16 protein-coding genes and 1 pseudogene are annotated in these 20,326 nt (G+C 71.8%); 6 read left to right on the top strand and 11 right to left on the bottom strand.

Annotated elements, in window-relative coordinates; translation table 11 throughout:
• Positions 1-38 precede the first annotated feature (38 nt).
• From gatB to gatC, 3 genes are all read right to left on the bottom strand, one after another.
• Complete coding sequence (gene gatB / locus BN1197_RS08390; protein ID WP_040158353.1) at positions 39-1,601, bottom strand: Asp-tRNA(Asn)/Glu-tRNA(Gln) amidotransferase subunit GatB; 1,563 nt, start codon at positions 1,599-1,601, stop codon at positions 39-41.
• Positions 1,598-3,127 (bottom strand): Asp-tRNA(Asn)/Glu-tRNA(Gln) amidotransferase subunit GatA, encoded by a 1,530-nt coding sequence (gene gatA / locus BN1197_RS08385; protein ID WP_040158350.1) that lies wholly within the window; start codon positions 3,125-3,127, stop codon positions 1,598-1,600. Before gatA ends, gatB begins: the two co-directional genes overlap by 4 nt.
• 73 nt (positions 3,128-3,200) lie before the next feature.
• On the bottom strand, positions 3,201-3,497 hold the full coding sequence (gene gatC, locus BN1197_RS08380; protein ID WP_040158347.1) for an Asp-tRNA(Asn)/Glu-tRNA(Gln) amidotransferase subunit GatC: 297 nt from the start codon (positions 3,495-3,497) through the stop codon (positions 3,201-3,203).
• Between gatC and BN1197_RS18010 the strand changes: the two are divergent.
• Positions 3,445-5,184 (top strand): annotated as a pseudogene (locus BN1197_RS18010) (glycoside hydrolase family 31 protein); the annotation flags it as partial. The gene gatC and the pseudogene BN1197_RS18010 overlap by 53 nt on opposite strands.
• A 9-nt stretch (positions 5,185-5,193) precedes the next feature.
• Positions 5,194-6,072 carry a glycoside hydrolase family 31 protein gene (locus tag BN1197_RS18005; RefSeq protein WP_342743875.1) on the top strand — a complete coding sequence of 293 codons (879 nt, stop codon included), beginning with the start codon at positions 5,194-5,196 and terminating at the stop codon, positions 6,070-6,072.
• A gap of 128 nt (positions 6,073-6,200) precedes the next feature.
• Here BN1197_RS18005 and BN1197_RS08370 read toward each other — a convergent pair whose 3' ends face one another.
• Both BN1197_RS08370 and BN1197_RS17080 read right to left on the bottom strand, forming a co-directional pair.
• Positions 6,201-6,845 carry a response regulator gene (locus tag BN1197_RS08370; protein ID WP_040158344.1) on the bottom strand — a complete coding sequence of 215 codons (645 nt, stop codon included), beginning with the start codon at positions 6,843-6,845 and terminating at the stop codon, positions 6,201-6,203.
• Positions 6,835-8,118, bottom strand: coding sequence for a sensor histidine kinase (locus BN1197_RS17080; protein WP_052466263.1), 1,284 nt, complete (start codon positions 8,116-8,118; stop codon positions 6,835-6,837). Before BN1197_RS17080 ends, BN1197_RS08370 begins: the two co-directional genes overlap by 11 nt.
• Before the next feature lie 109 nt (positions 8,119-8,227).
• Between BN1197_RS17080 and BN1197_RS08355 the strand changes: the two genes are divergently transcribed.
• Both BN1197_RS08355 and BN1197_RS08350 read left to right on the top strand, forming a co-directional pair.
• Positions 8,228-9,469, top strand: a complete 1,242-nt coding sequence (locus tag BN1197_RS08355) for an acyltransferase family protein (protein ID WP_052466262.1) — start codon at positions 8,228-8,230, stop codon at positions 9,467-9,469.
• Positions 9,470-9,571: 102 nt separating this feature from the next.
• A complete protein-coding gene (locus BN1197_RS08350; protein ID WP_040158341.1) occupies positions 9,572-11,233 on the top strand; it encodes an ABC-F family ATP-binding cassette domain-containing protein in 1,662 nt (553 codons plus the stop codon).
• A 102-nt stretch (positions 11,234-11,335) separates the two neighbouring features.
• On the opposite strand, the gene BN1197_RS08345 is transcribed toward BN1197_RS08350, so the two are convergent.
• From BN1197_RS08345 to BN1197_RS08320, 6 genes are all read right to left on the bottom strand, one after another.
• A complete protein-coding gene (locus tag BN1197_RS08345; protein WP_040158337.1) occupies positions 11,336-11,746 on the bottom strand; it encodes a secondary thiamine-phosphate synthase enzyme YjbQ in 411 nt (136 codons plus the stop codon).
• 23 nt (positions 11,747-11,769) lie between these two features.
• Entirely contained in the window at positions 11,770-13,767 is a 1,998-nt protein-coding gene (locus tag BN1197_RS08340) for an alpha/beta hydrolase (protein WP_040158335.1), read from the bottom strand.
• A complete protein-coding gene (locus BN1197_RS08335; protein WP_040158332.1) occupies positions 13,764-14,012 on the bottom strand; it encodes a hypothetical protein in 249 nt (82 codons plus the stop codon). Before BN1197_RS08335 ends, BN1197_RS08340 begins: the two co-directional genes overlap by 4 nt.
• Positions 14,005-16,290 (bottom strand): NAD-dependent DNA ligase LigA, encoded by a 2,286-nt coding sequence (gene ligA, locus BN1197_RS08330; protein WP_040158804.1) that lies wholly within the window; start codon positions 16,288-16,290, stop codon positions 14,005-14,007. Before ligA ends, BN1197_RS08335 begins: the two co-directional genes overlap by 8 nt.
• Before the next feature lie 131 nt (positions 16,291-16,421).
• Positions 16,422-17,531 (bottom strand): carbohydrate kinase family protein, encoded by a 1,110-nt coding sequence (locus BN1197_RS08325; RefSeq protein ID WP_040158802.1) that lies wholly within the window; start codon positions 17,529-17,531, stop codon positions 16,422-16,424.
• Between the two features lie 120 nt (positions 17,532-17,651).
• The gene (locus BN1197_RS08320) at positions 17,652-18,692 is read right to left on the bottom strand and encodes a uroporphyrinogen decarboxylase/cobalamine-independent methonine synthase family protein (protein WP_040158330.1); all 1,041 of its coding nucleotides are present in this window, start codon (positions 18,690-18,692) and stop codon (positions 17,652-17,654) included.
• Between the two features lie 130 nt (positions 18,693-18,822).
• Here BN1197_RS08320 and BN1197_RS17075 point away from each other — a divergent pair, with 130 nt between their 5' ends.
• Positions 18,823-19,329 (top strand): SNARE-associated domain-containing protein, encoded by a 507-nt coding sequence (locus tag BN1197_RS17075; RefSeq protein WP_052466259.1) that lies wholly within the window; start codon positions 18,823-18,825, stop codon positions 19,327-19,329.
• A 35-nt stretch (positions 19,330-19,364) separates the two neighbouring features.
• Positions 19,365-20,300 (top strand): 1-aminocyclopropane-1-carboxylate deaminase/D-cysteine desulfhydrase, encoded by a 936-nt coding sequence (locus BN1197_RS17070; RefSeq protein WP_052466257.1) that lies wholly within the window; start codon positions 19,365-19,367, stop codon positions 20,298-20,300.
• Positions 20,301-20,326 lie beyond the last annotated feature (26 nt).

Genomic DNA, 20,326 nt, shown 5'->3' with positions numbered 1-20,326 from the left:
GCGGGCTCCCGGCCGCCCGGGGGTCGCGGGCCACGCCGTCAGCCGTCGACGCCGAGGGTGGCGAGGATGAGCTGACGCACCTTGGCCGCGTCGGCCTGGCCCTTCATCTCCTTCATCACCTGACCGATGAGGGCGCCCGCGGCCTGGACCTTGCCGCCGCGCACCTTCTCGGCGATCGCGTCGTTGCGGGCGATGACGGCGTCGACGGCCTGCTGGAGGGCGCCGTCGTCGGAGACCACCGCGAGACCTCGGGCGTCGGCGACCTGCGTCGGAGTTCCCTCTCCGGCGAGGACACCGTCGAGCGCTTGGCGGGCCATCGCGTCGGTGAGCCGGCCACTACGGACGAGCTCATCGAGCTCGGCGATGTGCGCAGGCTCGACGTCGAGCTCGGTGAGCTCGAGCCCGTCGGACCTGGCGCGGCGGGCGAGTTCACCGAGCCACCACTTCTTCGCCGCGGCCGGCGTGGCCCCGGCCTCGACGGTGGCGGCGATGAGCTCGAGCGCGCCGGAGCCGAGGACGTCGCGCATCTCGAGGTCGGAGTACCCCCACTCGCCCTGGAGCCGGCGCCGCCGCGCCGAGGGCGGCTCGGGCAGGGTGGCCCGCAGCTCCTCGATGCGCTCGGAGCTCGGGGCGACGGGGACGAGGTCGGGCTCGGGGAAGTAGCGGTAGTCGTCCGCGTCGGACTTGGGACGGCCCGACGTCGTCTCACCGGAGTCCTCGTGCCAGTGACGGGTCTCCTGGAGCACCGCGCCGCCCGCGTCGAGGATCGCGGCCTGGCGGCGGATCTCGTACGTGGCGGCCGCCTCGACGCTGCGCAGGGAGTTGACGTTCTTGGTCTCGGTGCGGGTGCCGAGCGGGACAGCGAGCTGCTCGGCACTCGTCGGCTCGCCCTGACGGGCGCGAAGGGAGAGGTTGACGTCGCACCGCAGCGAACCCTGCTCCATCCGGGCGTCGCTCACGTCGAGGGCGCGCATGATCTCGCGGAGCGCGGCGACGTAGGCGCGGGCCACCTCCGGCGCTCGCTCCCCCGCGCCGACGATGGGCTTGGTGACGATCTCGATGAGCGGGATGCCCGCCCGGTTGTAGTCGATGAGAGAGTGCGCCGCACCCGAGATGCGACTGCTGCCGCCGCCGCTCGCCACGTGCGTGAGCTTGCCGGCGTCCTCCTCCATGTGCGCGCGCTCGATCTCGACCCGAAAGGTGGTGCCGTCCTCGAGCTCGACGTCGAGGTGACCGTCGTGCACGATCGGCTCGTCGTACTGGGAGGTCTGGAAGTTCTTCGTCATGTCGGGATAGAAGTAGTTCTTGCGCGCGAACCGCGAGTACGGCGCCACCTCGCAGTCGAGCGCCAGCCCGATGCGGATCGCCGAGTCGACCGCCGCGGAGTTGACCACGGGCAGCGCGCCGGGCAGGCCGAGGCACACCGGGCAGACGTGGGTGTTGGGCGGCGCGCCGAACTCCGTGGAGCAGCCGCAGAACATCTTCGAGGCCGTCGACAGCTCGACGTGCACCTCCAGCCCCATGACGGGGTCGTACGCCGCGAGGGCCTCGTCGAGGTCGAGGGGCTCGATGTCGTCGTACGTGCGATCGGTCGCGGTCATCGGCCGGCCTCCGTGGTCGTCGCGTCGCCCGCGAGGGCAGGGATTCGGTCGAGCAGGCTGCCGCCCCACTGCTCGTGAAGGCGTCGCTCGAGTGCGGCACCCACGGCGTAGAGACGGTCGTCGGCCATTGCCGGCGCGTAGATCTGAAAGCCGCTCGGCAGGTCGTCCTCGGCGAGACCGTCGGGCACCGAGAGCCCCGGCAGACCGGCGAGGTTGGCCGGGATCGTCGTGATGTCGGCGAGATACATCGCCAGCGGGTCGTCGGACTTCTCCCCCAGCGGGAACGCCGTGGTGGGCGCGGTGGGCGAGACGAGGACGTCCGCCTGCTCGAACGCGCGCTCGAAGTCGCGTGCGATGAGGGTACGCACCTTCTGGGCCTGGCCGTACCAGGCGTCGTAGTAGCCGGAGGACAGCGCGTAGGTGCCGAGGATGATGCGGCGTTTGACCTCGTCACCGAACCCGGCGGCGCGGCTCGCGGCCATCGTGCGTTCGGTGCTGGGCGCCTCGACCCGCTGCCCGTACCGCATCGCGTCGTACCGGGCGAGGTTGCTGCTTGCCTCGGCCGGGAGGATGAGGTAGTAGGCGGCGACGGCGTGGGCGAAGCTCGGGCAGTCGACCTCGACGATCTCGGCACCGGCTGCCCGCAGGTGGTCGAGGGACTCGGTGAACCGGGCCCGCACGCCGGGGGCGAGGCCCTCGCCGAGCAGGTCACGGACGACACCGATCCTCATGCCCGAGACGTCGGCGCGGCGGGCGGCATCGACCACCGGAGGAACCGGGACGTCGAGCGAGGTCGAGTCCTTGGGGTCGTAGCCCGCGAGGACCTCGTGGAGCAGGGCGGTGTCGAGCACCGTGCGGCCGCACGGACCGATCTGGTCGAGGCTGCTCGCGAGCGCGATGACCCCGGAGCGCGACACTGCGCCGTAGGTGGGCTTGCACCCGACGGTGCCGGTGAAGGCCGCGGGCTGCCGGATCGAGCCACCGGTGTCGGAGCCCACCGCCAACGGCGCCGAGAACGCGGCGAGCGCCGCCGACGACCCGCCGCCGGATCCACCGGGAGTGCGGTCGAGGTTCCAGGGATTGTGGGTGCTGCCGTAGGCGGAGTGCTCGGTGGAGGAGCCCATCGCGAACTCGTCCATGTTGGTCTTGCCGAGGATGGGCATGCGTGCCGCGCGCAGCCGTTCGACGATCGTGGCGTCGTAGGGCGGCACCCACCCGTCGAGCATCTTCGACCCCGCGGTCGTGACGAGTCCCTTCGTACAGGCGACGTCCTTGACCGCGATCGGCACCCCGGCCAGGGGCGGGAGGTTCTCTCCGGCCGCACGGGCGGCGTCGACCTCGGCGGCGGTCGCGAGGGCTCCCTCGGCGTCGACGGCGAGGTAGGCGTGCACCACCGGATCGGTCGCCTCGATGCGGTCGAGGTGCGCGCGGGTGAGGTCGACCGAGGTGATGCGCCCGTCGGCGAGCGCGGTGGCGAGGTCGGCGGCGTTCGCCCGGGTGAGGTCGGTGTCGAGTGAGTCGGGCACGGGAGTCCTTGTCGACGGATGGGGCAGCGGGGCGGGCACGGGGTGGAGCGACGGATCGGGCGGGAAGAGTGCGTCAGTCGTCGGAGAGGATGCGCGGCACGAGGAACCGCTGATCCTCGATCGCGGGCGCCCCGGCGAGGGCCTGCTCGGCGGTGAGACCGGGGCGCACCTCGTCGGCCCGCATGACGTTGACCAGCGGCTGCGGATGCGACATCGGCGGCACGTCCTCGGCCGCGGCCTCGCGCACCTGCGCCAACGAATCGAGGATCACCGACAGGTCGCCCGCGAGGCGCTCGCTCTCCTCGTCGGTGAGGTCGATGCGGGCGAGCATCGCGAGATGGTCCACCTGGTCACGGGAGATCATCGACATGCCGACCAGTCTAGGTGCGGCCTCCGACAACCCGGACGAGGCGGCCGCGCCGACCCCGCCACGGCCACGACTCCGCTCGAACAGGCGCTTTCACCGCGTGTCCGACGACGAAAGCGCCTGTTTCGCCGGGTCGTCGGGTCGTCGGGTGCCGGTGTGCTTCGCCCGGACTCGGGGTAGACAGGATGGCGTGAGTCTTCCCGCACACCTCCGCCTGCCGACAGCCCCGATCGCCGCCTCCGAGAACGTCGTGGTCGGCGCCCACCACCGCTTCTCGGTGCTGACCGACGGCCTCGTGCGTCTGGAGTACAGCCCGAGCGGGGCGTTCGAGGACCGGGCCTCGCAGACCGTGCTGCGCCGTGCCACTCCCCCGGTGGAGATGACCGTGCGCGAGAACGAGCGGCAGCTCGACCTGAGCACGGCTCGCTTCCACCTCACCTACGACCTCGGCACCGCGGATGCGCCGTTCACCCCCGAGGGGCTGTCGGTACAGTGCGCGGGGAACGTGAGTTCCTACCACTCGGTATGGCGCTACGGCGAGCCGGTCGAGGGCAACCTCGGCGGAACGGCCCGCACCCTCGACATGGTCGACGGACGCTGCGCGCTCGAGCCGGGCATCTGCTCGATCAACGGCGTCACCGCAGTCGACGACTCGATGACCCTCGTCTTCGCCGACGACGGCACCCTGGTCTCTCGTGAGCCCGGCTCGATCGACGTCTACGTCTTCGCCTACGGCCGCGACTACGCCGACGCGCTTCGGGCGTTCCACGAGCTCACCGGCCCCGTGCCGGTCCTGCCCCGCTATGCGCTGGGCAACTGGTGGAGCCGCTACCACCGCTACTCGGCCGAGAGCTACGAGCGCCTGCTCGATCGTTTCGACGCCGAGGCCGTACCGCTGTCGGTCGCGGTGCTCGACATGGACTGGCACCTCGTCGACGAGGTCGATCCTCGTCACGGCAGCGGGTGGACCGGCTAGACGTGGAACCGCGAGCTGTTTCCCGACCCCGCCGCGTTCGCGAAGCGGTTGCACGAGCGCGGCCTGGCGCTCACGCTCAACGACCACCCCGCCGACGGGGTCCGCGCCTTCGAGGACGGTTACGAACGGCTCGCCCGGCGGCTCGACATCGACCCGGCCACGCAGGCCCCCGTGCGGTTCGACGCGGCCGACCCCGAGTTCCTCGGCGCGTTCCTGGAGGAGATCGCGCACCCTCTCGAGGAGGGCGGTGTCGACTTCTGGTGGATCGACTGGCAGAGCGGGCCGTTCTCACGGGTCCGCGGACTCGACCCGCTGTGGATGCTCAACCATCTGCACTATCTCGACTCGAGCCGCGACGGTCGGCGGGGCCTCGTCCTGTCGCGGTACGCGGGACTGGGCAGCCATCGCTACCCCGTGGGGTTCTCAGGGGACACGGTGATCTCGTGGGAGTCACTGGACTTCCAGCCGGAGTTCACCGCCACCGCGGCGAACGTCGGGTACGGCTGGTGGAGTCACGACATCGGCGGCCACATGTTCGGTGGCCGCGACGACGAGCTGACGACGCGCTGGGTGCAGTTCGGGGTGTTCTCACCGATCCTGCGGCTGCATTCGATGAACGACGAGTTCGCGAGCAAGGAGCCGTGGCGCTTCGGCGAGGTCGAGCGGCGGATCATGGAACGCGAACTGCGTCGCCGCCACCGCCTCGTCCCCTACCTGCACACGATGAACCGGCTCGCGAACGTCTCGGGACAAGCACTGGCGCGCCCGATGTACCACGACAATCCGTGGGAGCCCGAGGCCTATTCGGTGCCGAACGAGTACGCCTTCGGCACGCAGCTCGTCGTCGCCCCGGTGACGGCGCCGACCGATCGAGCGACCGGCCTCGCCTCGGTGAACGTGTGGCTCCCGCAAGGCGATTGGGTCGATCTCGACACCGGGCTGCGTTACCGCGGCGGACGCCGGTTCGTCGCACACCGCCGCCTCGACGCCGTCCCGGTGTTCGCGCCCGCCGGTGCGATCCTGCCGTTGGCCGGCCACGGTGACGTCGCGGTGGGCGTCGAGAACCCCACCGATCTCGACGTCCTCGTGGTGGCCGGCGCGGACGGCACCTTCGACCTGCACGAGGATCGGGACGACGACGCCTGGGCGAGCACCCCGATCCGCTTCGACGCAGGCACGGGGCGGGTGACGATCGGGCCGGTGAGCGGCGCGCGCGAGTCCGTACCCGACGTCCGCGACATCGACGTCGTCCTCGTCGGATTCGATCGGGCCGACGAGGTCGCCGTCGAGGTGGCCGGGGAGCGCCGCGGGTGCGATTCCCGACCGGACACGCAGGGGGTGCGCGTTCACGTCGGCGAGGTGCGCCCCGAGGAGGAGGTCGTGCTCACGATCGTCGGTGGCGGCGAGCTCGCACCCAATGACGTTCGCGCCCGCGTGCGCGACCTCGTCGACCGCGCCCGCATCACGTACGTGGCCAAGAACGACGTCATGCGCGCGTTCGACACGGCCGCCGAGCCGGCCCACGCCCTGCTCGCCGTGGATGCCCTCGAACTGCCGGACGTCCTGCGCTCGGCGATCACCGAGGTCGTCCTCGCGACGTGAGCCGGGACCGCCCGTAGACCACGCGACCTACCGCGTCGAGACGGCCCGATCCACGTGACGACGGGTCGGGCACGGATCACGAACCGGGGACAGCGACGCCGGTCATCGGTCTCACGCTCGCGGGCGTCTCACCGCCCCGGCAGAAGCCCGCGCTCGAAGGCCACGCGCACCGCTGCGGCGCGGTCGCTCACGCCGAGCTTGGCGTAGGCGCGGCGAAGGTGGGTCTTGACCGTGGCCTCGCTGACGAACAATCGGTCGGCGGCGGCCTTGTTCGTGCCGCCGCCGGCGATGACGCGCAGCACCTCGAGCTCCCGCGGGGACACCAACGGCTCCTCGGCGGTCGGACGACGCGCGAGACTGCGCACGACGTCCGGCGAGAACACCGCGACCCCCGAGGCGAGGTCGCGGACGGCGCGCACCAGCTCGGCGCCCCGAGCGTCCTTGAGCAGGTAACCGTCGGCGCCCGCCTCGAGTGCGGTGCGGATGTCGTCGTCCGTGTCGTATGTCGTGAGCACGAGGACTCGGGGTTCCGGGCCGCCCGCCCGGAGTCGACGGATCGCCTCCACGCCGCCGCCACCGGGCATCCGCAGGTCCATGAGGACGACGTCGATCCCTTCCCTCAGACGCCGGCAGAGCGCGAGCGCCTCCGGGCCACTGGCCGCCTCGCCGACGACCTCCACTCCCGGTTCGGCCTCGAACATGCCTCGTAGCCCGTCGCGGACGACGGGGTGATCGTCGACGAGGACGACTCGCACGCGGCGCTCACCGGTCATCGCCGACACCCACGCGATCGTGCTCCGGCGAGGTGAGCAGGCGCGCCCGTGCCGCGTCGGGCGCTGCGCGTGCCTCGGTCATCGGGACCATCGGGACCTCGACCGATACCGTGCACCCTTCTCCAGGCGCGGCCTCGATCACACAGGTTCCGCCGGCTGCCTCCACGCGGTGCCGCATGCCGGCGAGCCCACACCCGTCGGCCGGGTGGCCGGGGTCGAAGCCGCGCCCGTCGTCGCGAACGTCGAGGCGCACGACGTCGTCCGGAGCGTCGAGGTAGGTGAGCGTGACCCCCACCCGGGTCGCGGCGGCGTGACGAGACACGTTCGCGAGCGCCTCCTGGGCGACCCGCAGCAGGACGGCGTCGCAGGCTCCCGGCCGGGCGACACCGTCCACGACGACCTGCGTCGCGACGTCGTTCTGACCCGCCCAGGACTCCGACAGTCGCTCGAGAGCCGCCGGCAGGTCGTCACGGTCGAGGCGTGGTGAGGCGAGGGCCCGAACCGCGCGTCGGGCCTCGGCGAGGCACTCGACGGCCGACTCCCGCGCGCGCTCGACGCGGACTCCTCGCTCGCCGTCCGCTGCCTCGATCGCGTCGAGCTGGCGGATGATGCCGACCAGCCCCTGGGCGACGGTGTCGTGGATCTCGCGCGACAGCCGAGCCCGTTCGTCGAGGATGCCGGCCTCTCGAGCGCGGTCGGCGAGACTCGCCTGCAGGCGCGCGTTCTCGCGTTCGATGCGAAGAAGATCCTCGGCGGCCGCGAGTCGCTCGCGTGACTCGCGCTCCCTCGCCCGTTCGACGGCCGCCATGACGAGCGCGATGGCGACGTTGATGACGACGAAGACCAGGTAGACGGGCCACGTCGCCCACCGGCCCGCCAGTCCACCCACCTGCGAGAACGCGAGAATCCCCGCCATCGCGAGCGTTCCGAGCATCTGCCGCCACCCGGACGACACTCGCGCCGCGTCGATGTACCCGGTGAAGGCGTAGACCCCGTAGAGCGGATGCAGCGCGACGAGAGCGAAGCAGACGACCACGTGGGCGGCGAACAGCAGCCCGGGCACGGGTCGACCGGCGCGAACGACGCGCTCGAACATGTACCGGTACATCACGAGGGCGCCCGCGATGGCGGCGAACCACACGGGCGCCACCCCGGGACTCATCACCGGCGTGGCCGCGCAGACCAGCGAGGCGACGACCGCGAGCACGGCCGCCAACGCACCCTCGCGGGTGACGAACACCCTCTCCAGAGGGGTTCGCAGCGATGGCACCATGTCCGCAGTCTCTCGTGAGAAGCCCGGTCCCGTGTCCTCCGATCGGTGGACACCACGTGTGACCGGTCGGCGGACGCGACGCCGACCTGCGGGTTTCTACGGTCGAGACATGACCTCGAGCGCACCCCGATTCCACGGACTCGACGCCTTGCGCGCCGGCGCCCTTCTGCTGGGCATCGTCCTGCACGCACTCATGCCGTTCGTGCCCGGGATGGGCTGGATGATCACCGATACCTCGCCCGCCGCCTGGGCCATGCCGACGATCTCGGTCATCCATCTCTTTCGGATGGTGCTGTTCCTCCTACTGGCCGGATTCTTCGGCCGGCTGGTGACGACCCGGCGCGGAATGCCACGGTTCCTACGCGAGCGGACGGTGCGAATCGCGCTGCCGGTGTTCGCGTTCTGGCCGATCGCGGTGCTGCCACTCGCGATCGTCACCGCGTTGTGGGCCGCCGCGCACGGCATCGTCACCGCTCCCCCACCGCCCGAGCCCGGCGTCCCCGTGATCCTGCAGTTGTTCACTCCCGGACAACTGTGGTTCCTGTGGGTGCTCTACCAGTGCTGTCTGTTGCTCGCCGCCGCGCGCTGGGCGGCGCGCCGCCTCGCGCCCGTACCGGCCACGCGCGTCCTCGACGTGGCCACCGCGCTTCTCACCGGCCCGTGGGCCGTGGCGATCCTCGCCGCCCCCTACGCCTGGACCGTCGTGACGCAGGGAACGACGTACGCCGGGGTCGACGAGCCCCGCACGCTCCTGCCCGACCTCGTCGGCCTCATCACCTACCTGTCGGCGTTCACGGCGGGATGGCTGATCCACCGCCGGGGTGACGCCCTGGACGACATCGCCCGGCGCCGGCGCGCGCACCTCGTCGTCGCCGTCGCCGGCTCGATCGGAGTGCTCGTCCTCACCGGTCAGCTCGGTCCGGCGGTGCCATGGAGCACGGTGACGGCCGCCGAACGGCACACGGTGACGGCGATCGTCTCGGCCGTCACGGCATGGTCGTGGGTGTACGGGCTCCTCGGTGCGTGCACCGTCCATCTGCGGGCCGAACGGAGGTGGGTGCGGTACCTCGCGGACGCCTCGTACTGGATGTACCTGCTGCACCTGCCGCTGCTCATCACCATCGGAGCGCTGTTCACGGATCTCCCGTGGCCGGCGACGCCGAAGCTCCTCCTCACGATGGCCGCGACCACGGCGATCCTCGTGCTGACGTACGACGGGTTCGTCCGCTCGACGTGGATCGGCGCCTGGCTCAACGGGCACCGACGGCCGCGGGAGATCTTCACCAGGCGCGAGGGGCGCCGCGGCCGGTCACGGACCCGTACCGCATCACCTGCCGTATCCGTGCGGTGAACTGCGGCTTCATGACCTTGCGCGGCCACGGCGACGCGACGTTCACGACCCCTCATCACGCACGTCGTCGAGCGCCAGAGCCGCGTCGGTGAGAATGGTCGGGTGAGTGCGACGATCCAGACCCGCGGCCTCGCCGCCGGTCACGGTGACCGAATCCTCTTCTCGGATCTCGACCTCGTCGCCGCCCCCGGAGATGTCGTCGGTCTCGTCGGGCCCAACGGGTCGGGCAAGTCGACCCTCTTGCGGCTGCTCGCCGGCCTCGACGCGCCGGTCGCGGGCACGGTCGAGGTGACTCCCCCCGACGCGCGCCTGGGGTTCCTCGCCCAGCAGGTGGAGCGCATCCCCGGCGAGACGATCACCGATCTCGTCCTTCGGCGGACGGGCGTCACCGCCGCACAGGCGGCGATGGACGCGGGCGCGCACGATCTCGCCGATGGCCGCCCGGGCGCCGATGACGCCTATGCGACGGCCCTGGAGGCGTGGTTGGCCCTGGGCGGGGCCGATGTCGAGGAGCGGCTCGCCGCCGCGGCCGACGACCTCGGGCTCGGCGTTGGCCTCGACGCGCACGTGGCTTCGCTCTCCGGCGGGCAGGCTGCGCGCGTGGGCCTCGCGGCGCTGCTCGTCTCCCGCTACGACGCCTATCTGCTCGACGAGCCGACGAACGACCTCGACGTCGACGGCCTCGATCACCTCGAGGAGTTCGTCGACGGCCTCGACGCGCCCGTGGTCCTCGTCAGCCACGACCGTGAATTCCTCTCGCGCACCGTGACGTCCGTCGTCGAGATCGACCGCAGCCTGCAGAAGGTCGCCGTGTACGGCGGCAGCTACGACGACTACCTGAACGAGCGCTCGATCGCCCGCCGGCACGCCCGCGAGGCCTACGAGGAGTACGCCGCTCGCAGAGCCGAACTCGAGGAACGCGGGCGACGGCAACGGGCGTGGATGGACAAGGGCACCAAGGCCGCCATGCGCAAGGGCCGGGCGGGGCGCGGCAAGGAGAAGGACAGGTTCATCCGTCATCACGCCCGTGCGACGAGCGAGAAGCAGGCCGCCAAGGCGCGTCAGACCGACCGGATGATCGAGCGGCTCACCGAGGTCGTCGAGCCGCGCAAGGAGTGGCGCCTGCAGTTCTCGATCGCCTCCGCGGAACGTTCGGGCGACGTCGTCGCCACCGCCCGCGGGGCTCGGGTGAGGCGCGGCGACTTCGAGCTCGGCCCCGTCGATCTGCAGATCGACGTGCGCGATCGCGTCGCCATCACCGGCCCGAACGGCGCGGGCAAGACGACGCTGCTCGCGTTGCTCCTCGGCCGGCTGCGTCCCGACTCCGGCGATGTCGCGCTGGGGTCGCGGGTGCTCGTCGGCGAGATCGACCAGGCGAGAGCGGCGTTCACCGGCGACGTCTCGCTCGCAGCCGCGTTCGCCCGCGAGATGCCTCGGTGGCCGGACGCAGAGGTACGCACCCTACTCGCCAAGTTCGGTCTCAAGGGAGAAGGAGTCGAAAGGCCGGCCGTCTCGCTCAGCCCCGGCGAGCGCACCCGCGCCGCCCTCGCGCTGCTCCAGGCCCGGGGAGTCAACCTGCTCGTGCTCGACGAGCCGACCAACCACCTCGACCTCCCCGCGATCGAGCAGCTCGAGCAGGCGCTCGACGCGTTCGACGGCACGATCCTGCTCGTCACCCACGACCGTCGGATGCTCGAGACCGTCCGCCTCACCCGCCGACTCCACGTCGAGAACGGCACGGTCACCGAGATCGACCCCGAATGAACCCGCGGCCGGCGACCGTGCCGGCCGGGCTCTGGGCCGCTTGCGCTGAGTCTGCGTCGAACGGTAAGCGGACAGGCTCGGATCGTCAGCCTCCGAGCATCGTCAGCCTTCGACCACGGAGATCCGCACCTGCCGCTCCGGGTTGTCGACGTTGAGGTCGACGAGGCAGATGCTCTGCCACGTGCCGAGCGCGATGCGCCCACCGACCACCGGAACGGTCGCGTGCGGAGGGACGATCGCGGGCATCACGTGCGTGCGGCCGTGACCCCGGCTGCCGTGGGCGTGCTTCCACCGGTCGTCGGCGGGAAGCAGGTCGCCGAGCGCGGTGAGCAGGTCGTCGTCGCTGCCCGCACCGGTCTCGATGATCGCGATGCCGGCGGTGGCGTGCGGCACGAACACGTTGAGCAGCCCCTCCCCGACGCCAGAGTCGCGCAGGACCCGCTCGCACTCGGAGGTGAGGTCGAGCACGACCTCGTCGGAGCCGGAGGTGATGTCGAGGGTCTCGGTGTGCATGGGAACTCCTGGATGTCTCGGGGCTAGGGGCGCCGCGGCCTGCCCGGGCGCCAGGTGAAGCGGTTCAGGCCGGGCGGCGGTTCGACGAGGCGGGGGTCCTCCCCGCGGATGATCGCGCAGATGCGTCGGAACGAGGTCGTGCCCGGCTCGACCGTGTCGGCGTGACCGCGAGGTCCGAAGAGGATCTCGCCGGCCTGACGGTCGTCACGATCGACCTCCCAGATACCCGGATCGAGCTCGATGATGCCCGGCAGAGTCATGGGATCGGCGCCGAGGACCCGTTCATCCATCCACGCGGCCGCGGTGCGCACGGGCGCGAACCGGAACGAGGTCAGCGACGACAGCGCCGCGTCTCCCTTGCGCCAGACCCGGATGAGGTCTCCGGGCGCCGTCAGGGCGTAGCGCGTGACGCGGCGGGCGCGCCCCAGCGCGTCGGTGTCGGGATAGTCGGCCACCGAACGAACGCCCGGTCCGACACCCGGCACACCGGCGAGGACGACCCGGTCGGCCCGCAGCCCGAGCGCCTCCGCGGCGCCGACGATCGTGCCACCGTAGGAATGCCCCACGACCGTGATCGGGACGTCGTCGGGCACGTCGAGGCCCTCGACGCAGTCACGCAACGGCGCGGCCGCCGCCCTCGCAAAGCGTCCGAACGGTGACTGGGTACCGATCGCCGAGGGGAACTTCGCCCCCATCCACGTGACCACCGCGGTATGACCCGTCGGGTCGGAGCGCATGAGCGCGCGGACGATGTTGGTCGGCCACCCGAACTGGCGCACGGTCGTGCCGGTGCCGCCGACGTACACGACGACCTGCTCGGTCTCGTCGTCGAGCCGCCCCCACAACTCCACGATGAGCCCGGCGGGGCTGAACGCGACGACCTGCCGATGTCCCCACTCGCCACGTCCCTGGTCGACCCGATCGTGCAGGAGCTGCTGGGTCACGGTGACGAGAGCCCGCAGGTCGGCCCGCCGAGCGGCCGGTCGATCGGCCTCGACCGTCGCGATCGCCGTGATCTCGTCGTTGGCCAGCCACGCGTCGAGCACCGCCGCCTTGAGCACGCCGATCGAGGACGACGCGTCGCGCGCCCGTTGTTCGGCGAAGACGCGCTCGAACGCGCGGTCCCGGTCACGCATCCGGCGCAGATCGGCCCGCATGACGAGGCGGTTCGCGGCGATGCGCAACGACACCGGCGCGCCGTCGAGCTCGCCGATGGCGCGCGGGTACAGCAGCATCGCCCGGGTCAGCGCCTCCGGGGTCTGCGCGGCGCACGCCGCACGCACCCGCGCCACCCGGAGCAACGAGTTCGCGTGGCCGGGCAGAGCGTCGCTGCCAGGCGCGTCCTCGAAGGCGGGGGCGAGCCAGCCCGGAGGGCTCGGATCGTCGGGGTCGGTGAGGCGCGCGAGCAGCTCGGGGTCGCGAGCGATGACGCCGGGGAGGTCACCGGTCGTCACGCGGGCGAGCGCCTCCCGCGACGCGGCGGGCCCAGCGGCCGTAGCGGGATCACCCGCCGTGACCTGCGGCGTCTCCGCCGTGCCTCCGGCCTCGCCGGGCGCCGAACGTGCTCCGTTCGACGTCGGCTCCCACGGCGATCCCCTGAGCAGATCAGCCAACGAGGGCAGGTCGCGGGTCGCGCACTCGATGCCGTGACGGCAGGCCGCGTCGGCCTCACCGAGAGCGTCGGTACAGGCGCGGATCTCGGCGAGTGCGAACGGCCGCTCGCGCAGGACTCGTCGCAGCTCGCCGCCGTGGTGCTCGAGGGCGTCGGCGAGGCCCGCGAGGCCCTGCCGCGCCGTACGGATCGCACCGGCGACCCGCTCCGCCCCGGCCTCGTCGACCTGCGCGCGAGCCAGCACGGACTCCAGCCTGGGCAGGTGGTCGTCGAGCTGCCCGACGGCGTGTCTCACCGACGCCGGATCGGCGAGCATCCACGGGTGCACGAACGGCCGCCACACCGCGGAGGCGAGGACCGCCACCGCCGACCCCACCGAGTCGGCGTGGTCTTTGGCCCGACGGGTCATGACCCGTCTCCCCCGAGGCCATCACCCGGGACGCCGCCTCGAGGATCCTGCCCCGGGCCGGTCGTCTCGATCACCGTGGCGAGGTCTGCCAGGAGGAGCCCGAGGGAGATCGAGAAGTCGTATCCGACGTTCGACGTCGAAGAGCCCGGCAGGTGGTCGATCGAGTACTGCACGGCGGCCGGAGTGCCCCAACCGCCGGCCAGGTCGTTCAACTCCCCGATCAGCGCGTCACGATCCTCACTCATCGGGTTCCCCGTCGTCCGTGGCCGCCTCGCCGGTCTCGACGTCGGCACCCAGCCCCACCCCGGCCAGCCCCCCGGACAACAACCGGCCGAACCCGGCCTCGTCGAGGATCGGCACGCCGAGCTGTTCGGCCTTGTCGGCCTTGCTGCCGGCGTTCTCACCGACGACGACGACATCGGTCTTCTTGCTCACCGAGCCCGACGCCTTGCCACCGCGCGCGATGATCGCCTCCTTGGACTCGTCACGCGAATAGCCGTGCAGCGAGCCGGTGACGACGACCGTCACGCCTTCGAGCGTGCGTTCCAGCCCCTGCTCGCGCTCATCGGCCATGCGCACCCCGGCGGCCGCCCACCGATCGACGATGGCGCGATGCCAGTCGACCCCGAACCACTCCCGCACCGACTCGGCGATGATGCCGCCGACTCCCTCCACCGCCGCGAGCTGCTCGACCGACGCCTCCCGAATCGCCTCCATCGACGCGAAGTGCATCGCGAGCGCTCGGGCCGCGGTGGGGCCGACGTGCCGGATCGACAACGCGACGAGCACCCGCCACAGCGGCTGCGTCTTGGCCTTCTCGAGGTTCTCGACGAGCTTCTGCCCCGTGGCCGAGAGCACCCGCCCGTCGACGACTCCCGGGGCCGGCACCGACGTGGAATCGTCGAGTTCCTTCTTCTTCGCGGCCCGCGTGTAGAGCGGCACCCGCACGACGTCGGCGGCAGTGAGGTCGAACAGGCCGCCCTCGTCCTCGATGACCCCCGTGTCGAGCAACGCGGCCGCCCCCTCCCAGCCGAGTGCCTCGATGTCGAGGGCACCGCGGGAGGCGAGCCCGAACAACCGCTCGCGCAGTTGGGCCGGACACGTGCGGGAGTTGGGGCACCGGATGTCCTTGTCGCCCTCCTTCTGCGGCGCGAGCTCGGTGCCGCACGACGGGCAGTGCGTGGGCATGACGAACGGACGCTCGCTGCCGTCGCGCAGGTCGACCACCGGAGCGAGGATCTCGGGGATGACGTCGCCCGCCTTGCGCAGGACGATCGTGTCGCCGATGAGCACGCCCTTGCGTTCGACCTCGTGCGCGTTGTGCAGGGTGGCCATCTCGACCGTCGAGCCCGCCACCTGTACCGGCTCCATGACCCCGTACGGCGTGACCCGGCCCGTGCGCCCGACGTTGACCCGGATGTCGAGGAGCTTGGTGGTCACCTCCTCGGGCGGGTACTTGTAGGCGATCGCCCACCGCGGTGCGCGTGAGGTCGAACCGAGCCGGCGCTGCACCGCGATCTGGTCGATCTTGACGACGAGCCCGTCGAGCTCGTGCTCGAGGTCGTGGCGGTGCTCGCCGAAGTAGTCGACGCGACTCTCGATTCCCGCGAGGTCGGTGACGATCGCGTTGTGCGTCGAGACCGGCAGACCCCAACCGCGCAGGATGTCGTAGGCCTGGCTCTGCAGCTGGATGTCGAAGCCGGTGCGCGCCCCGATGCCGTGGACGAGCATGCGCAGCGGCCGTGAGGCGGTGACGGCCGGATCCTTCTGCCGCAGCGATCCCGCCGCGCAGTTGCGGGGATTGGCGAACGGCGCCAGCCCCTGTTCGACGCGGGCGGCGTTGAACTCCTCGAACTCGGTGACCGGAAAGAACACCTCGCCGCGCACCTCGACGAGCTCGGGGATGGGCACCGTGCCGGAGGACTCGTCGTGGGCGTCATGGGGCTGGGTGAGCTCGGTCGGGATGTCGGCGATGGTGCGCACGTTGAGCGTGACGTCCTCGCCCGTTCGGCCGTCGCCCCGCGTCAGCGCTCGGGTGAGCCGCCCGTTCTCGTACAGCAGGTTGACCGCGAGCCCGTCGATCTTGGGCTCGGTGAGAAAGCTCAGCTCCGCGCCTCCCGCGTCGGCCGTGACCCGCGCGTACCACTCCGCCAGCTCCTCGCGGGAGAACACGTTGTCGAGGCTGAGCATGCGTTCGCGGTGGTCGATGGGCGCGAAGGGGACGAAGACGTCGCCCTCCTCGTCGACGACCGGCTCGGCGCCCGCCGTGTCGCCCTCGGCGGCCGCGGCCACGTCGAACCCGCCCACGGTCTGCGTCGGGCTCTCGGGCACGCGCAGGGCCGGGTACTCGTCTTCGAGCTCGGTGAGCTGCCGCAACAGCGCGTCGTACTCGCCGTCGCTGATCGTGGGTGCGTCCTTGGCGTAGTACGCGAACTGATGCTCACGCAGTTCCTCGGCCAGCTCGTCCCAGCGCCGGCGCACGTCGTCGGGCGGAGGCGGCGCCGGCTGCGACGGCGTCTCGATCGGCGACTCCACCGACGGCTCGGACTCGGCGTTCGTGCTGCTCTTGGTCACGAGCGCCATCTTGCCTCAGCCCACCGACAACCGTTCCGACCCCGCCCCCAACGACGAGGACCGCGCCGAGGCGCGCGGCCTCAGGCGTCGGAGCGTCGGGCGATGGTGGCGGCCGCGCGGCGCACGGCGTGGACCGAGGAGTCCGGCACGATGCCCTCGAGGAAGTCGTAGCGCCGGCGGATCGACGCCTCGTAGGCCGACGTGGGTGTCGTGTCGCGCACGTGGTGCCACCAGTCGGCGATGTCGCCCCAGCCCGGCGCGGCGAGCGAGCCGCCCACCTGCTGCACGGCGAGCGACGAACACAGCGCCGCGAAGGCGAGACGGTCGGAAAGGGGCCACTGCGCGAGCGTCCCGAGCGCCATCGCCGCGCCGAACACGTCGCCCGCACCCGTGGGGTCGACGACGGGCACGCGCAGTGTCGGCACCGATGCCTCCTCACCCGTCGTCGAGTCGATGCCGAGCGCTCCGTAGGGGCCGTTGGTGACGACGGCGAGCGGCACGTGGTCGGCCAGGGCGTACAGCGCGTCCTGCGGGGTCGTCGTGCGGGTGTAGGCCATCGCCTCGCCCGCGTTCGGCATGAACGCGTGGCAGTTCTTCAGCTCGTCGAGCAGGTGCGCCGGCCACTCCCCCGTCGGATCCCAGCCCACGTCGGCGAAGAGCAACGCGCCGTCCTCGCGGGCCATGTCGATCCAGGTCGGGTCGTCGGTGCACCCCGGCGGGCGCGCCTCGACGAGGTCGAGCAGCACCGCCCGAGCACGCGGTGGCCGGCCGATCATCCGGGTCGGACACTCCGGCGCGTCGTGGCCGTGGGTCACCATGTTGCGGTCGCCGTCGACGGCCATCGAGACGGTCACCGGGGAGTGCCACTCGGGATAGCGCTTCGACGTGCGCAGGTCGATGCCCTCCTCCGCCAGGGTGCGGTGACAGAACTCGCCGTAGTCGTCGTCGCCGAACGCCGCGCCGAGCGAGGTGCGCAGGCCGAGGCGGGCGGTGGCGACCGCGAGGTTGGCGATGCCGCCGGGACAGCTGCCCATCCCCTCGGCCCACAGCTCGCGCCCGGCCGAGGGCATCTCCGACAGCCCCGAGAAGACGATGTCGAGGAACACCATGCCCTGCAGGTAGACGTCGAACTCGGGTGCGTCGTCCTCGGTGCGCAGGGCGGCGAGCGGATCGAAACCCTCGTTCGTCATGGTCACCTCTCCCGGTCGGGTCGTGTGCGCGTCGTTGTGCGGCCCTGCCATCGTGCCGGACGAGGAGGCACGTGGGCCACCCGCCTGCCGCAGCCCACCGTCGAGAGGTGTTCGCGAACCTCAGGACTCGGCGATGCGCCAATGCAGTTCGCGGGCGGAGTCGAGCAGGACGCGGTGAACGTCGACGGCGGTCTCCGGGGTGACTCCGGCGAGTCCGCACGGCGGGGTCAGCGTGGTCGCGTCGAGCAGCGAGGCGTCGAGTCCCAGTTCACGCCACCGTCGCAGCAGGGGGTCGACGACGCGATGGTGCGCGCCCTCGCGACCGGCGGCCCGTTGCGCTGCGGCCTCGGCGACGTCGAGGCCGGCCCAGAGCGCCACCCCCGCGTCGACGCTCTCGCCGAGCTCCTCCCAGCCGGCTCGGGTGAGCAGGCTCGTGTCCAGGGCGACCCCGTCGATGCCGGTGCCTCGCAGCAGCGGCAGGGGTGGTTGCGGGGCGCAGCAGTGCACGACGACGCGGGCCGCCCCGGCCAGCCGCGCCGCGTCCACGACCTCGGCGAGCATCCGGCGCACCTCCTCGGGATCGACGGCGCGCAGCCGCCCGAACCCCGACGACGTGGGGAGCGCTCCGGCGAGCACCGCGGACAGCGAGGGTTCGTCGAGCTGCAGCGTGAGGTCGGACCCCGGCAGAACGCGCGCAATCCGTCCGAGGTGGACCCGGATCCCCTCGGCGAGGGATTGAGCCACGTCGCGCCGAGCCCCCTCGTCGACGGCCACCCGCTCGCCGCGCGCGACCCGCAGGTGCGCGGCCAGGGTCCACGGCCCGGTGACCGACACCTTGAACGGTCCGGCGTAGCCGTCGAACGCCTCGGCGAGATCGTCGAGGTCGGAGCGCATGAACTGCCGGGCGCGCTCGAGGTCGCGGCCCGGGTGGTCGACGAGCCGCCAGCCCGACGGCTGGAGGTCGACGGGCATCTCCACGAGCAGCCCCGCCGCCCGGCCGATCATGTCGGCGCCCGGACCGCGAGCCGGCAGCTCGGGCAGGTAGGGCAACCCGAATCGCGTGCCGTCGGAGTCGGGCTCGGCGAGCAGGTCGCGCACCCACCGCAGAGCCGTGCGCATGTCTTCCCCCGGCCACGAACCGATACCGGTGGTCACGCTCATGCCGTCTGCCTCCCGCGTCGGATGTCCCGCCGACTCTAGCCCTCGCGCGAGCACACCGAGCGTCGCATTAGGCTGGTCGACGGCACCGACTCAGGTATGCCTTACCGACCGCGATCATCGAGGAGACCCCGTGCCGGAGATGTTCGCGGGCTGGCCGCTCTGGGCCTTCTTCGCGTTCCTCTTCGCACTCGCGATGCTGCGAGGCCAGGCCATCTACTGGCTCGCGCGCTACCTCACCAGCGCCGGCCTGCGCAACGCCCCGGAGCACGGGTGGCGGCACCGGTTCGCCACCTGGCTCGACGGCTCCGGCGTGAACCAGGGCGCGGCGATGCTGCGCCGGCTCGGACTCGTCGCCGTCCCCCTGTGCTACGTCACGGTCGGTCTGCAGAGCGCCGTGCTCGCGGCCGCAGGCGTCCTGCGCATCGGCGCGCCGCGGTTCGCCCTCGCCCAAGTGCCGGGGGCCCTCGCCTGGGCGACGATCTACTCGACGATCGGGTGGGCGTTGTGGGAGGCGACGATCATGGCCGTCGCCGGATCCCCCTGGGGCATCGCCGGTTTCGCCGCGATCGTGGTCGCCGTCGTGGTGGCCACTCTTCTGCGACGCCGCGCCCGACGCCGGTTCGACGGCACCGACTGACGCCGGTCGCGGACGCGCGTCGGCAGGATGGGTCCATGACGACGTTCGGCCTCTTTCCCACCCCGCTCCAGACGTTCGAGCTCGGCGCAGATCGCCCTCCGCTGCTCGTCAAGCGTGAGGACCTGTGCGGAGTCGGGTTCGGCGGCAACAAGGTTCGTAAACTCCGGGCCCTGCTCACCGACGCCCGTGCCCGCGGCGCGAGCACCGTGCTGACGTGGGGCGGCCCGCAGTCGAACCACTGCGCGCTCACCGCCGTGGCCGGCCGCATGGCGGGGTTCGACGTCGAGTTGTTCTTCATCGGCGATCGCCCGCCGCACGTCGTGGGCAACCAACGCGTCGACCACCTGCTCGGGGCGCGTCTGCACTTTCCGGGCGTACGCGGCGAGGACGAGATGTGGCTCGCGATGCAGGCGCGGGCCGATGAGCTGCGAGCGCGCGGAGAGATCCCGTACCTCGTCCCGCTGGGCGGGTCGAGCGCCATCGGGGCCCTCACGTACATCGACGCCGTCGGCGAGGTGGTGACGCAGGTGGGCCGGGCGCGGTTGCCTCATCGCATGGTCGTGGCAGCCGGATCGCTCGGCACCCTGGCCGGCATCATCGCCGGGACGTGGGTTCACGACGTGCCGACGCAGGTCGTCGGAGTCTCGGTGCTCCACGGCGCGGACGAGGCCCGAAAGCGCGTCGACGCGCTGCTCGAGGAGATGCTGCCCCACGTCGGGGTCTCCCGACGGGACAACTACGTTCTCGACGACGGCCGGCTCGGCGGGGGTTACGGCGTTCCCACCGAGGCCGGTCGGGCCGCGGCCGCCCTTGCGGCGTCGCGGTTCGGCCTCATGCTGGAGCAGACCTACACCGCCAAGGCCTTCGCGGGCCTCCTCGCCGGGATCGACGACGGAGCGAACACCGAGGCGCCGATCTTGTACTGGCACACCGGAGGCACCGGCGGGTTCTTCGCCGAGAACCCGACCTAGGACTCGTACTTGTATCAGTACATCAC

The sequence above is a fragment of the Mobilicoccus massiliensis genome (assembly GCF_000826525.2).
Lineage (GTDB): Bacteria > Actinomycetota > Actinomycetes > Actinomycetales > Dermatophilaceae > Mobilicoccus > Mobilicoccus massiliensis.
This window is presented reverse-complemented; position numbering and strand designations above follow the sequence as displayed.

What these genes read in the sequence shown, in the direction of transcription:
- gatB (WP_040158353.1), bottom strand. Translation starts at nt 1,601, where the DNA reads ATGACCGCGACCGATCGCACGTACGACGACATCGAGCCCCTCGACCTC.
- gatC (WP_040158347.1), bottom strand. Translation starts at nt 3,497, where the DNA reads ATGTCGATGATCTCCCGTGACCAGGTGGACCATCTCGCGATGCTCGCC.
- BN1197_RS18005 (WP_342743875.1), top strand. Translation starts at nt 5,194, where the DNA reads ATGAACCGGCTCGCGAACGTCTCGGGACAAGCACTGGCGCGCCCGATG.
- BN1197_RS08370 (WP_040158344.1), bottom strand. Translation starts at nt 6,845, where the DNA reads ATGACCGGTGAGCGCCGCGTGCGAGTCGTCCTCGTCGACGATCACCCC.
- BN1197_RS17080 (WP_052466263.1), bottom strand. Translation starts at nt 8,118, where the DNA reads ATGGTGCCATCGCTGCGAACCCCTCTGGAGAGGGTGTTCGTCACCCGC.
- BN1197_RS08355 (WP_052466262.1), top strand. Translation starts at nt 8,228, where the DNA reads ATGACCTCGAGCGCACCCCGATTCCACGGACTCGACGCCTTGCGCGCC.
- BN1197_RS08345 (WP_040158337.1), bottom strand. Translation starts at nt 11,746, where the DNA reads ATGCACACCGAGACCCTCGACATCACCTCCGGCTCCGACGAGGTCGTG.
- BN1197_RS08340 (WP_040158335.1), bottom strand. Translation starts at nt 13,767, where the DNA reads ATGACCCGTCGGGCCAAAGACCACGCCGACTCGGTGGGGTCGGCGGTG.
- BN1197_RS08335 (WP_040158332.1), bottom strand. Translation starts at nt 14,012, where the DNA reads ATGAGTGAGGATCGTGACGCGCTGATCGGGGAGTTGAACGACCTGGCC.
- BN1197_RS08325 (WP_040158802.1), bottom strand. Translation starts at nt 17,531, where the DNA reads ATGACGAACGAGGGTTTCGATCCGCTCGCCGCCCTGCGCACCGAGGAC.
- BN1197_RS08320 (WP_040158330.1), bottom strand. Translation starts at nt 18,692, where the DNA reads ATGAGCGTGACCACCGGTATCGGTTCGTGGCCGGGGGAAGACATGCGC.
- BN1197_RS17070 (WP_052466257.1), top strand. Translation starts at nt 19,365, where the DNA reads ATGACGACGTTCGGCCTCTTTCCCACCCCGCTCCAGACGTTCGAGCTC.